Below are 14,426 nucleotides of genomic sequence, written 5' to 3'. Positions count from 1 at the left end.
AGATGAGATATCCCCTCCTTCAAGGAGATAAGATCCCTTAAAGACGATAAGGTAGATAGGTTCAAGGTGTAAGTGTGGTAACACATTCAGCTGATGAATACTAATAGATCGAAGGTTTATTCTAAAAGATGTTTAGCGAATAGGATACTAAGTCCTACTGTGTGAAGTTTTGAGGTTGCTATAAAATAAAGGTAGCAAGCATTTATTAACGCTTGCTATTTTTCTTAATAAAGTAACTTATTTGGGGGCGTAGCTCAGTTGGGAGAGCACCTGCCTTGCAAGCAGGGGGTCAAGAGTTCGAATCTCTCCGTCTCCACTAAAGTTCTTGCAGAATTTTGCAAGAACTTTTTTTATGAAAGTCACTTTGAAAAAACTTAAATTAATGTGAAGTTTTTGTGATTTTTCTATTGAAAGCGACTACATATTGTGATATTATCATTGAGTCGCGTGGGTGAAGGACTTAAATTAATTTTAGGTTTTTCGCTTACGATTTAGGGGATTGGTCAAATGGTATGATAGGGGTCTCCAAAACCTTTGGTGGGAGTTCGATTCTCTCATCCCCTGTTTGACTAGAGCTGTAAGCTACATAGCTTACAGCTTTTTTTATTGCGTTATAAGAAAGTAAAAGTTTCCGATGAGAAACTAATTGTTTATTCTTTTTTTCACAATTATTACATATAATGAAAATGTGCAAACGCATTATATCAGCCAACCCCTACGGCTGATTATGATTAACACCCTATTAATCATTTCTCCCCTATTTTTATAATAGGCCCTTTGTAAAATTCGATTTTACAAAGGGGTTTTTTTTTATATAATAAAATATAAGCTATTTATAGCGAAATATTATAGGGAGAATAATAATAGGGAAATGAATACTAAGAATTTTAAGTGCTTTCAGGTTCTTTATGAAGAAAAGAATCTTGTTCCAGCTGCTAAGAAATTATTCATGTCTCCTCAGGGGTTAGGAAAGTTAATCAAGAATCTTGAGGATGAGCTGGATACACCTTTGTTCATCAGAAGCAAGGATGGATTCTTGCCTACTGATGCAGGGATTTTGTTTTACGAAAAATGTCTTGAGCTAGAGAAAAGTTTTCGGGATTTAATGATTAATCTTGAGAATGTCCGCAACCGAGAAAAGCGTTTTCAGATTGGATTTGCGTCTGGCTCAATTAGGGTTATTGATATAAATAAGATTCAGAAGTTCATGGATGAGAATCCAGCAATCGTCGGAGCCTGGTACGAGCAGGATAATGCTATGGTTAAGGAACGAGTTCTTAATGGGGAATTAGGATTTGGATTTGCTATTGGCGCTCCAGAGGATGATCGTCTCAAGGGGGAGCTTATTAAATCTGAGGATATGGTCTTATATGTATATAGAGGACATCCTCTTTTTGATAGAGAAGAGATTTCCGTAGAGGAAATTAAAGGAGATAAAATTATCTCTATGGCTAGCAGATATAGGATTCATCAGGATTTTCTTACAGCTTGTCATATGAATGGATTCCATCCTAACATAGTGGGTAATGTTAATGAAGGATTCTCTATTTTCAGACTAGTTGAAAATCGTGTTGGTCTTGGTGTGTCTCCAAAGATTTTACCAGACTCTGATGATGTTAGAGCGGTAAAGCTCAAGGGTGAATATTCTTGGGATGTATACGGCATTTATCGCGAGGATGGAGCAGATGTAGAGCTGGCTAAAAAGTTGATTGCGTTTATTAAATAGTGTCTAAAAAGAGACATGATTCATTGAATATAGATAATCTTAGTGATATAATATTTTTAAATATTCAGACAATTTAAAACATTGACTGAAGGGGATTTTAATAGGTGTTTTTACAGACAAAAGGAGAAGGATTATGCTTGCTACACTAGTACCACTTTTTTTTGAAGACATGTCAGTGGCATCATATTGTTTGTATGCCCAAAAGGAGAACATGTTTGAACATCCTCATTTACTTGGAGCTGGTAAGTATGATGGGGCCGGTTCTATCGTAGGAATCGAAGTATTTGACAGTATTTCAGAGACGGATTTAATTGATAATTGCAGTATTATTATTCCGATTAATAATATTTCATTGTTTTCAAATATAGAGCAGCAGCTCACTAGATTTCAAGGAAGAATAATGCTTCTTCTTGATCAGTCTATTAAGCCGGAGGATTCTTATAACAAGAGAATTGTGGACCTTAAAAACAAGGGATTTAAGCTTGCAATTAAGGATTTGCCTCTTGCTAATGTTGAAGACTATAAGACCTTACTTAAGGACTTTGATTTATTCCTTGTTAATAGTGATACAGGTGATGTGGTAGAACAGGCAAAGGCTTTCAGAAAGGTTTTGCCTAGTATAGATTTCTGTGCAGAGAATTTACATTCTAAGGAAGAATTCGATGCAGCTAAGGATTCTGGTTTATTTAAGATTTTTGAGGGAACATTCTTCAGAATTCCTATTAATACTCAGGATACAGAGGTTACACCTATCAAGATGAATTACATGAAGCTTATGAGTGTGATTAATCGTCCTGACTTTGACCTAGAGGATGTAGCCAATGTAATTGGTCAAGACCCGGCTCTTTCTATAGAGCTTCTAAAAATTGCCAATAAACTGACACTTAATTCAAATATTAGATCTATTCAGCAGGCTACAGCACTTTTAGGGCAGCGAGAGCTTAGACGTTGGTTGAACACTACATTGTTTAACGGACTTGCAGCTGGTAAGCCAAATGAAATCACTCGTCTTTCATTGATTAGAGCTAGATTTGCAGAGAATCTTGCATTGGTATTTGATTATGCAATGCGCAAGGATGAGCTTTTCCTTATGGGATTGTTCTCACTCTTGAATTTAATTCTTGATATGCCAATGGAAGAGGCTCTTACACAGGTAGGTGTTAGCAATGAAATCAAGAAGGCCCTTGTCAGCGGAGATGGTATTTTTGCACCACAGCTAGACTTCTTACTTAGCTATGAAGCTGGTGACTGGCAGGAAGTTTCTAGATTAATGGTGCTTCATGACATAGAAATGCATGTGGTATATGATGCTTATGTAGAGGCATTGAAGTGGTATGGCAATATGTTTATAGAACATTAATTAAATAAAAATGTCTTATTTAGCCTCGTGGGTGGTTCCACGGGGCTTTGTTTTGGATAAAAAACAATTTTTGCGTCTTTTAGTGCACGAATTGATAATTGTGGGCTCGAATTAGATTGACATACTCCTATAATGATGATATAAATTTATAGTGCTTTTTTTAGGTATGTTTTATTGTTTATAGGAGTTGAGTTATTATGAAGTTTAAAATTAGACTTGAGAACACTAAAGATGCTGAAGAGTTTGTAAAAGCAGCATCAGAGTGCGGCGGCGAGGTTGATCTTCATAGTGGCGTTGTATATATCGATGGTAAGTCGCTTCTTGGTGTGCTAGCTATGGGTATTAAGCGCGAGATGGATGTTCATGTTTCTGAGCATGTATATGCATCCTTCAAGAATGAAGTTGAAAAGTTCGTTGTTGCGTAGAATAGAATAATGTATAATAAAGCCTGTGATTATCACAGGCTTTTGCTTTGCAAAACTTTATTTTATTCAAAATGAAAGTATCTAGATTAGTTACTCCTGAGGGAGAGAAGGCACAAATTAATATTTCCGTTAGAAACTTGGTTGAGTTTCTGCTGAGAGAGGGCGACATTGATAACCGAAGAGGCTCTGTTGACCCATTTGAAGCGATGCAGGAGGGTAGTAGGATCCATAGAAAGATTCAAAATTCTATGGGTCCATTTTATAGTGCAGAAGTTCCTCTCAAATATGCTGTAGAGTACGACGATTACATACTAGGACTTGAGGGAAGAGCAGATGGACTAGTATTAGATAGAGATGAAAATGGCGATGTAGTCACTGCTACAGTTGATGAAATAAAGGGCATGTATATGGATGTCATGACCTTTGAAAAGCCGGTTCTAGTGCACGAGGCTCAGGCTAAGTGTTATGCCTATATTGTGGCTAAGGAATATGAGCTTGAGACCATAGAGGTTCAGATGACCTATGTGAGTCTTGAGACAGAGGAAATCAAATATTTTAATAAAATATATACATATGAAGAGATAGAAGAATGGTTTTTAACAATAATTGGAATATTTAAAAAGTGGGCAGATTTTCAATTCTACCATAAGAAGGAGCTTATTGATTCCATTCAAGGCTTGCAGTTTCCTTATGATTACAGAGATGGACAAAAGAAGCTTGTTGCTGATGTGTACCGTAGCATTTATAGAAGAAAGATTCTTTTTATGCAAGCTCCAACTGGTACAGGAAAGACTATTGCCAATGTATTTCCGGCTGTGATGGCATTAGGACAGAATTTAGCAGAGAGAGTTTTTTATCTTACGGCCAAGACGGCTACAGCTTTGGCGGCTCGAGATGCATATAGTTTGCTAGTTGAAGGCGGTTACGAGGGTAAGACAATAATGCTTACCGCCAAGGAAAAGATGTGTCTATGTGATGAGGCGGATTGTAATCCTGACTATTGCCCATATGCAAGGGGTCATTTTGACAGAATAAATGATGTAATATATGAAGTTATTACTAAAGAGACAGTAATAACACGAGATATACTCCTGGGATATGCTCAGGAGTACGTGGTGTGCCCTTTTGAGTTGGCACTTGATGTAAGCACATGGTGCGAGGGAATTATCTGCGATTATAATTATGTGTTTGACCCAAATGTTTATCTGAAGAGATTTTTTGCGGAAGGCAAAAGTGGCGAGCATATTTTCCTAGTTGATGAGGCTCATAATATGGTAGATAGAGCTAGAGAGATGTATTCCGAGACTCTAATCAAAGAGGAGATTCTTTCTATTAAAAGATATGCTAAGTCGGTTAGTAGAAAGCTTACCAATGCGCTGGAAAAATGCAATCGTATTATGCTTGAGTATAAAAGACTCTGCGATAGTGACATTACTGTCCTAGAAGATATCGATACATTAGTTTATGCATGCGATAATCTTCAGATGATATTTGAGCAGCTATTCAAAAAGGAAATAAAATTTGGCATTTACCAGGATGAGGTCCTTGATTTTTATTTTAGATTGAGAAATTTTACAGCTATAGCTTATCAGCAGGATAGGGCCCACTACAGAATATACTGTGATTTTGATGAGGATAAGAATTTTAATTTACATCTTTATTGTATTGACCCATCTGCACAGCTGCAGGATAGACTTAGACTAGCTAGGGCATCAGTGTATTTTAGTGCCACACTTCTTCCTATAGATTATTACAAGGACTTATTGTGCAACGATAAGGATGTTTACGCTATATATGTAGATTCAGTTTTTGATCAAAAGAATAGACTGTTGTTACTTGGTACTGATGTGACAAGTAAATATACAAGACGAGGCGATGGCGAGTATACTAAGTTCGCTAAATATATTCATAGCATTGTAAGTGCAAAGCAAGGCAATTATATGGTCTTTGGACCTTCCTATAAATTCATTGAGGATATTAGGCAAAAATATGTGGAGCTTATGGAAAATGATTTTTCTGAGCAGGGTGATTTTGCATGGGAAAATATATCTGAAATAGAGCGGGAGGATTCAGAAGTTTCATATAAAGAAGAATTTGATAATGTAGAGCTTTTAGTGCAGAGACAGAAAATGACAGAGCAGGAGCGAGAGGATTTCTTGCTGGAATTTGAAAAGCAAAGGGACAAGTCAATGGTGGCCTTTTGTACCCTTGGTGGCATTTTCTCAGAGGGAATAGATTTAGTCGGTGGAAAGCTTATTGGAGTTATAGTGCTTGGAGCTGGATTGCCACAGGTGGGAAATGAAAGAAAGCTTATGTCAGATTTCTTTGATGAATATGGTAAAAATGGATTTGAATATGCCTATCTTTATCCTGGAATGAACAAGGTAATTCAGGCAGCGGGAAGACTTATTCGTACAAAGGATGATGTAGGAGTAATCGCTCTTTTAGATGAAAGATTCAGATTTTCAAGCTATAGAAAGACTTTTCCCCGAGAATGGAATGATGCTGCATTTACAACTGTAGATGATGTTTCGGTAAAATTGACGAATTTCTGGGAGAAAAAAAGCTAAAATACTATTAGGAGATGTGAATTTTTTGTGTTATACTGTCTACAACTGTGGGATATGAGATGACTAATCAGTCCCAGAGGAGTCTAAATAAATATCACGGAGGTGTAATGTGGGCAAGGTAAGAAGAATTTACGTCGAAAAAAAGCCACAATTCGCAGTATCTGCTAAGTCACTGTTTTCCGAAATAGGAAGCTATTTGGGTATCAAGGGTGTTACAGGAGTCAGGGTTCTGATTCGTTATGACATTCAGGATGTTTCTGATGAGGTCTTTAAGAAGGCTGTTAAGACCGTTTTTTCGGAGCCGCCTGTTGATGATGTTTATGAGGAGTCATTTGACTATAATGGTCGTGTCTTCTCTGTTGAGTTTTTGCCAGGTCAGTTTGATCAGCGTGCTGATTCTGCTGAGCAGTGCATGAAGCTTTTAAATGAAAATGAAAATCCAACTATTCACACAGCAACTACCTATGTTATTGAGGGTAGCATTTCTGACGATGAATTTAATGCTATTAAAGAGCATTGTATTAATCCAGTTGATTCTAGAGAGACTTCACTTGAAAAGCCAGAGTCTCTATCTGATATTTTCGAAGAGCCAGCCGATGTCAATACTTTTGACGGTTTCATTTCTATGGCTGAGAAAGATTTACGCAAGTTATATGATTCCTTAAATCTTGCTATGACATTTAAGGATTTCCTTCACATTCAAAATTATTTTTCCAATGAAGAACATAGAGACCCTACTGTTACTGAAATTAGGGTATTAGATACATATTGGTCTGACCATTGTAGACATACTACTTTCTCTACAGAGCTTAAGAATGTCACATTTGCTGATGGTTACTACAGAGCTCCTATCGAGGATACTTACAATGATTATCTTGATAACTTCAAGGTACTTTACAAGGATAGAGATGACAAGTTCGTATGTCTTATGGACCTTGCGCTCCTTGCAATGAAGCGTCTTAAGGCTGATGGCAAGCTTGCAGATCAGGAAGAGTCAGATGAGATTAACGCATGCTCAATTGTTGTACCTATCAATGTAGATGGTACAGAAGAGGAGTGGCTCATTAACTTCAAGAACGAGACACACAATCACCCTACTGAAATTGAGCCATTTGGTGGCGCTGCTACTTGTCTTGGTGGTGCAATCAGAGATCCACTTTCAGGACGTACTTATGTATATCAGGCAATGCGTGTAACTGGTGCCGCTGATCCTACAGTATCTGTTAAGGATACTATGGAAGGAAAGCTTCCACAGAAGAAGCTTGTTCGTGAGGCAGCTCATGGATATAGCTCATATGGTAACCAGATTGGTCTTGCTACTGGATATGTTAAGGAAATCTATCACCCAGATTACGTTGCTAAGCGTATGGAGATTGGTGCTGTAATGGGTGCTGCTCCAAGACGTGCTGTTCAGCGTCTCAACTCTGATCCAGGAGATAGAATCATCCTCCTCGGTGGACGTACAGGTCGTGATGGTATCGGTGGTGCTACAGGTTCTTCCAAGGCTCACAATACAGAGTCTACTGCAGTGTGTGGTGCTGAGGTTCAAAAGGGTAATCCACCTACAGAGAGAAAGATTCAGAGACTTTTCAGAAGAGAAGAAGTTTCTTATATAATTAAGAAGTGTAATGACTTTGGTGCAGGTGGTGTTTCAGTTGCCATCGGTGAGCTTGCTCCAGGTCTTCAGGTTAACCTTGATAAGGTGCCTAAGAAATATGCAGGTCTTGATGGTACAGAGCTTGCTATATCTGAGTCACAGGAGAGAATGGCAGTTGTTGTTGCTCCTGCTGATGTTAACAAATTCCTTCAGTATGCAGCAGAGGAGAACTTAGAGGCAATCGAGGTTGCTATTGTAACAGAGGAGCCTAGACTTGTGCTTAACTGGAGAGGTAAGGAGATTGTTAATCTTTCTCGTGCTTTCCTTGATACAAACGGTGCACATCAGGAGACAGACGTATTCGTAGAGCTTCCTGATAATCAGAATAAATATACTGACAAGATTGGTATTGAAAAGGTTGCTAAGGATATTGAAAATGGCGACTTTAAGGCTGCTTGGTTAGATACTCTTGCTGACTTAAATGTCTGCTCGCAGAAGGGTCTCGTAGAGATGTTTGACGGCTCTATTGGAGCAGGTTCGACACTTATGCCTTTCGGTGGTAAGTATCAGCTTACAGAGACACAGGCAATGGTAGCTAAGGTGCCAGTTGCTGATGGCAATACAGATGCAGTTACAATGATGGCTTATGGCTTCAATCCATATGTCAGCTCATGGTCACCATACCATGGTTCACAGCTTGCAATTTTAGAGTCAGTTGCTCGTATCGTTGCAACAGGTGGTGATTACAAGAAGATCAGATTTACATTCCAGGAGTACTTCCGCAGAATGAGCGAGGATCCAAAGAGATGGAGCCAGCCATTTGCAGCACTTCTTGGTGCATATAAGGCTCAGATGGAGTTTGGACTTCCATCAATCGGTGGTAAGGATTCAATGTCAGGTACATTCAATGAAATTGATGTTCCACCAACACTTGTTTCATTTGCTGTAGATGTGGCTAAGGAGCAGGATATTGTTACTCCAGAGTTAAAGGAAGCAGGAGATAAGCTTTACTTACTTAGAGTTCTCCGCGACAACTATGATCAGCCTAATTACGATCAGGCAAAACTTATCTTTGAAGTTGTTAGACAGATGGTTGAGCTTGGCAACATTAAGGCAGCTTATGCACTTGATGCATACGGACTTGTACCAGCTGTTTCAAAGATGGCATTTGGTAACAAATTCGGTGTTAAGCTTCATGATGCATGTCAGACAGAGCTTCTCTTTGGTTGTGTCATTGGTGACATTGTTGTAGAAGTTTCTGAGGATGGCGCAATGGCAATTATACAGGAGCTTGAGAAGCGCGGATTATCAGATTGCGGTTATGAAGTTGGCGAAGTTACAGCTGATAGCACATTTACATATAAAGACACAAAGATTTCTATGGATGAGGCCATTGCTGCTTGGACAGGTACTCTTGAAAAGGTATTTAAGACACGCAGCTACGAGGATACTTCACTTGTAGATACAGGTGTATATGAGGCTAAGAACTTCTACGTTTGCAAGAACAAGATTGCAAAGCCAAGAGTATTTATTCCAGTATTCCCAGGAACTAACTGCGAATATGACTCTGCTAGAGCATTTGAAAATGCTGGTGCTATTGCAAATGTTAAGGTATTCAAGAACCAGACAGCAGAGGATATCAGAGAATCAGTTGACGAGTTCTCAAGAGCCATTGCTCAGTCGCAGATTGTAATGTTCCCTGGTGGATTCTCAGCTGGTGATGAGCCAGAGGGTTCTGCAAAGTTCTTTGCAACTGCATTCAGAAATGAAAAAATGAAGGAGGCTATTCACGGTCTTCTTGATAATAGAGATGGACTTATGCTTGGTATCTGTAATGGTTTCCAGGCCCTCATCAAGCTTGGTCTCGTACCTTATGGCGAGATTCATACACAGAAAGAGGATGCTCCAACTCTTACATACAACACAATCGGACGTCACATTTCTAAGATTGCTTACACTAAGGTAGTCAGCAACAAGTCTCCATGGCTTGCAGGTGCATACCTTGGCGAGACATACTGTGCTCCAGCTTCTCATGGTGAGGGACGTTTCGTCGCTTCTGATGAGTGGCTTAAGAAGCTATTTGAAAATGGTCAGGTGGCTACACAGTACGTTGATGAAAATGGTAATCCTACAATGGATGAAGAGTGGAATATCAATGGAAGTTACTGTGCTATCGAGGGTATTACTAGCCCAGATGGTAGAGTATTTGGTAAGATGTGCCATGCTGAGCGTAAAGGGCAGGGCGTAGCTCTCAACATTTACGGTGAGCAGGATATGAGACTCTTTGAAGCTGGTGTAGCTTACTTTAAGTAAAACGTAAAATCCAAGGTATATTCTACCTTGGATTTTTACAAAACATAGAACCGGTTGGATTCTGTGTAGATGATAGATAGCTTCTGTTTATGAAAATACTAGTCAGAAGCAGGAGAAAATGTAAAAGGGTAGAAAAGAGGAAAGATGAAAGCATTTTTGATTTTGGAAGATGGTACAGTGTTTGAAGGAACAAGTATTGGTTCTACAAGAGAAGTTGTCAGCGAGATAGTATTCAACACATCAATGACAGGTTATCTTGAGGTACTTACAGATCCTTCTTATGCAGGTCAGGCAGTGTGCATGACATACCCACTGATTGGCAACTATGGTATTACTGATGATATGGAAAGTGGCAGACCTTGGCCAGACGGATTTATCGTTAGAGAGTTAAGCAGAATTCCTTCTAACTTCCGTTGCAAGGGAACTATCCAAGATTTTCTAGTAAAGCACGATATTCCAGGTATTGCTGGTATAGATACTAGAGCACTTACAAAGATTCTCAGAGATCGTGGTACAATGAACGGAATGATTACTACAAATGAGAATTTCAATTTTGAAGAAATTAAGCCAAAGCTTCAGGCTTATGTTACAGGTGATGTAGTTTCAAAGGTTACTTGTTCAGAGAAGACAGTTTTAAAGGGAGCAGGTAAAAAGGTTGCACTTTTAGATTTTGGTGCAAAGAAGAACATTGCAAAATCTCTTAATGATAGAGGTTGTGAGGTAACTATTTATCCAGCTCACACAAAGGCTGAGGAAATCCTTAAGACTAATCCAGACGGAATTATGCTTTCAAACGGACCTGGAGATCCAAAGGATTGTGGACCTATCATAGATGAGATTAGAAAGCTTTACGAAAGCGATACACCAATATTTGCAATTTGCCTTGGCCATCAGCTTATGGCACTTGCAACAGGTGCAGATACACACAAGCTTAAATATGGACACAGAGGAGGGAATCACCCTGTTAAGGATTTGCAGACAGGTCGAGTATATATTTCCTCTCAGAACCATGGCTATGTTGTAGATACAGACAAGCTTGATCCTAAGGTTGCAACACCAGCATTTGTAAATGTTAATGATGGAACCAACGAGGGTCTTAAGTATACTGGAAAGAACATTTTCACTGTTCAGTTCCATCCTGAGGCATGCCCAGGACCACAGGACAGCGGATACTTGTTTGATAGATTTATTGAAATGATGGGAGGAGCGAAATAATGCCAAAGAGAAGTGACATTAAAAAGGTAATGGTGATTGGCTCAGGTCCTATCGTCATCGGACAGGCAGCAGAGTTTGACTATGCAGGTACTCAGGCTTGCCGTTCACTTAAGGAAGAGGGCATGGAGGTATGCTTGGTTAACTCAAACCCAGCTACAATCATGACAGACAAAGAAATTGCAGATCAGGTTTATATTGAGCCTCTTACTGTAGATGTTTTAAAGCAGATTATTATTAAGGAAAAGCCAGATTCACTTCTTCCTACTCTTGGAGGTCAAGCTGGACTTAACCTTGGTATGGAACTTGCTGAGTCAGGATTCTTGGCTGAGCAGGGAGTTAAGCTTATCGGTACAACTGCTGAGACAATTTTTAGAGCAGAGGATAGACAGGCATTCAAGGATACAATGGAAAAGCTTGGTGAGCCTGTAGCAGCATCCCTTGTAGTAAATACAGTAGAGGATGGTATCAAATTCACAAATACAATCGGCTATCCTGTAGTACTTCGTCCTGCATATACACTTGGTGGTTCAGGTGGTGGTATTGCTCACAATCAGGCAGAATTAGTTGAGATTCTTACAAACGGACTTAGACTTTCTCGTGTACACGAAGTACTTGTAGAGAGATGTATCGCAGGTTGGAAGGAAATCGAGTACGAGGTAATGCGAGATGCAGCAGGCAACTGCATCACAGTATGTAACATGGAGAATATTGATCCAGTAGGTGTACATACAGGTGATTCTATCGTAGTTGCTCCTTCACAGACACTTGGCGACAAGGAATACCAGATGCTCCGTACATCAGCTCTTCGTATCATCGATGAGCTTGGTATCACAGGTGGATGTAACGTACAGTATGCTCTTCATCCAGAGAGCTTTGAGTACTGCGTAATCGAGGTTAACCCTCGTGTATCTCGTTCATCAGCACTTGCTTCAAAGGCAACAGGTTATCCAATTGCTAAGGTAGCTGCAAAGATTGCCCTTGGTTACACACTTGATGAGATTCCAAATGCAATTACTAAGAAGACTTTCGCCAGCTTCGAGCCAATGCTTGACTACTGTGTAGTAAAGATTCCTAGACTTCCATTTGATAAGTTCATTACTGCAACTAGAAAGCTTACAACTCAGATGAAAGCTACTGGTGAGGTAATGTCTATCTGCAACAACTTCGAAGGTGCCCTTATGAAGGCCATCCGTTCACTTGAACAGCACGTTGACTCTCTTATGAGCTATGACTTCTGTGATATGACAGATGAGGAACTTAATGAGGCACTTACTGTTGTAGATGATAGAAGAATTTACTGTATCGCTGAGGCACTTCGTAGAGGTGTATCATACGAAAAGATTCATGATATTACTCAGATTGATATCTGGTTCATTGATAAGATTAAAATCCTTGTTGAGATGGAACAGCGCCTTGCTAATGAGGAACTTACGGTAGAGCTCCTTAAGGAAGCTAAGAGAATTGAGTTCCCTGACAATGTCATCGCTGATTTAAATGGCAAGATGACAGAGGAAGAAGTTCGCAAGATGCGTTATGACAATGGAATTGTAGCAGCTTACAAGATGGTTGATACATGTGCAGCAGAGTTTGACGCAATGACTCCTTACTACTATAGCGTTTACGGTAGCGAGAATGAGGCAGCTGAGACTAGCGGACGCAAGAAGGTACTTGTACTTGGTTCTGGTCCTATCAGAATCGGACAGGGTGTTGAGTTTGACTACTGTTCAGTTCACGCTACATGGGCCTTTGCTAAGGAGGGCTGGGAGACAGTCATCGTAAATAACAACCCAGAGACAGTTTCAACAGACTTTGATATTGCTGATAAGCTTTACTTTGAGCCTCTTACTAATGAGGATGTAGAGTCTATCGTTAATCTTGAAAAGCCAGATGGCGCAATCGTTCAGTTCGGTGGTCAGACAGCTATCAAGCTTACAGAGCACCTTATGAAAATCGGTGTGCCAATCCTTGGTACAAAGGCTGAGGATGTAGATGCAGCGGAGGATAGAGAGCTCTTCGATGAAATCTTAGAGAAGACTCAGATTCCACGTGCAGCCGGCGGAACAGTATTTACAGCTGAGGAAGCTAAGGAAGTTGCAAACAGACTTGGTTACCCAGTACTTGTACGTCCTTCATACGTTCTTGGTGGTCAGGGGATGCAGATTGCATTCAATGATGAGGAAATCGAGAAGTTCATGGACATCATCAATCAGATTGCTCAGGATCACCCAATCCTTGTAGACAAATATTTACAGGGTAAGGAAATCGAGGTTGACGCCATCTGCGATGGTGAGAATATCCTGATTCCAGGTATCATGGAACATATCGAGCGTACTGGTATCCACTCAGGTGATAGTATTTCAGTATATCCTGCACATACAATCACACAGGATATCAAGGACAAGATTGTAGACTATACAGAGCGACTTGCTAAGGCTCTTCACGTACTTGGTATGATTAACATCCAGTTTATCGCCATGGATGGAGAGGTTTATGTAATCGAGGTTAACCCACGAAGCTCTCGTACAGTTCCATATATCAGTAAGGTAACAGGTATTCCAATCGTAGACCTTGCAGCTAAGGCTATCTTAGGTCACAAGATCACAGATATGGGATACAAGCCAGGTCTTCAGCCAGAGGCAGATTACATTGCAATCAAGATGCCAGTATTCTCATTTGAGAAGCTTCGCGGTGCTGAGATAAGCCTTGGACCTGAGATGAAATCTACAGGTGAGTGTCTTGGTATTGCTAAGACATTTGAAGAGGCTCTCTACAAGGCATTCCTTGGCGCGGGAGTTGTACTTCCAAAGCACAAGCAGATGATTATCACTGTAAAGGATGCTGACAAGCCGGAGGCACTTGAGGTAGCAAAGAGATTTGAGAAGCTTGGTTACAAGATTTATGCTACACGCTCTACAGCTAAGTTCCTTCAGGACGGCGGTGTAGATGCACTTCGTGTCAACAAGATTACACAGGAATCACCAAATGTAATGGACCTTATCCTTGGTCACAAGATCGATCTTGTTATCGACACACCTACTCAGGGACATGGTGACAAAACAAGAGATGGTTTCCTTATCAGAAGAAATGCAATCGAGACAGGTATCAACTGTATCACAGCTATGGATACTGCAGTTGCTCTTGCAACTTCTCTTGAGTCTGCAACTACAGAGTACACACTTGTAGATGTGGCAACTATATAATTTAATATAATTAATTAAAA

7 protein-coding genes, 2 tRNA genes and 1 rRNA gene are annotated in these 14,426 nt (G+C 39.8%); all 10 read left to right on the top strand.

Features of this window, described 5'->3' with window-relative positions; all coding sequences use genetic code 11:
- Window positions 1-124, top strand: a 23S ribosomal RNA gene (locus tag F0Q01_RS06665); the annotation flags it as partial.
- 119 nt (window positions 125-243) lie between these two features.
- A tRNA-Ala gene (locus tag F0Q01_RS06660) sits at window positions 244-316 on the top strand.
- Window positions 317-493: 177 nt separating this feature from the next.
- Window positions 494-564 (top strand) — tRNA-Trp (locus F0Q01_RS06655).
- Between the two features lie 307 nt (window positions 565-871).
- The gene (locus F0Q01_RS06650; RefSeq protein ID WP_090487561.1) at window positions 872-1,726 is read left to right on the top strand and encodes a LysR family transcriptional regulator; all 855 of its coding nucleotides are present in this window, start codon (window positions 872-874) and stop codon (window positions 1,724-1,726) included.
- 133 nt (window positions 1,727-1,859) lie between these two features.
- The gene (locus F0Q01_RS06645; protein WP_090487558.1) at window positions 1,860-3,086 is read left to right on the top strand and encodes an EAL and HDOD domain-containing protein; all 1,227 of its coding nucleotides are present in this window, start codon (window positions 1,860-1,862) and stop codon (window positions 3,084-3,086) included.
- Between the two features lie 197 nt (window positions 3,087-3,283).
- Window positions 3,284-3,511 carry an HPr family phosphocarrier protein gene (locus tag F0Q01_RS06640; protein ID WP_090154718.1) on the top strand — a complete coding sequence of 76 codons (228 nt, stop codon included), beginning with the start codon at window positions 3,284-3,286 and terminating at the stop codon, window positions 3,509-3,511.
- A 71-nt stretch (window positions 3,512-3,582) separates the two neighbouring features.
- Window positions 3,583-6,081, top strand: a complete 2,499-nt coding sequence (locus F0Q01_RS06635) for an ATP-dependent DNA helicase (RefSeq protein ID WP_090487555.1) — start codon at window positions 3,583-3,585, stop codon at window positions 6,079-6,081.
- A 109-nt stretch (window positions 6,082-6,190) separates the two neighbouring features.
- On the top strand, window positions 6,191-9,991 hold the full coding sequence (locus F0Q01_RS06630; protein ID WP_090487552.1) for a phosphoribosylformylglycinamidine synthase: 3,801 nt from the start codon (window positions 6,191-6,193) through the stop codon (window positions 9,989-9,991).
- A 144-nt stretch (window positions 9,992-10,135) separates the two neighbouring features.
- Window positions 10,136-11,206 (top strand): carbamoyl phosphate synthase small subunit, encoded by a 1,071-nt coding sequence (locus tag F0Q01_RS06625; protein ID WP_090487549.1) that lies wholly within the window; start codon window positions 10,136-10,138, stop codon window positions 11,204-11,206.
- Window positions 11,206-14,406 carry a carbamoyl-phosphate synthase large subunit gene (gene carB / locus F0Q01_RS06620; RefSeq protein WP_090487545.1) on the top strand — a complete coding sequence of 1,067 codons (3,201 nt, stop codon included), beginning with the start codon at window positions 11,206-11,208 and terminating at the stop codon, window positions 14,404-14,406. Before F0Q01_RS06625 ends, carB begins: the two co-directional genes overlap by 1 nt.
- The last annotated feature ends 20 nt before the right edge of the window (window positions 14,407-14,426 follow it).

Origin of the sequence: Pseudobutyrivibrio xylanivorans (genome assembly GCF_010906925.1) — a bacterium.
GTDB lineage: Bacteria > Bacillota > Clostridia > Lachnospirales > Lachnospiraceae > Pseudobutyrivibrio.
The sequence above is the reverse complement of the archived record's forward strand: the minus strand, read 5'-3'. Positions and strand labels throughout refer to the sequence as shown.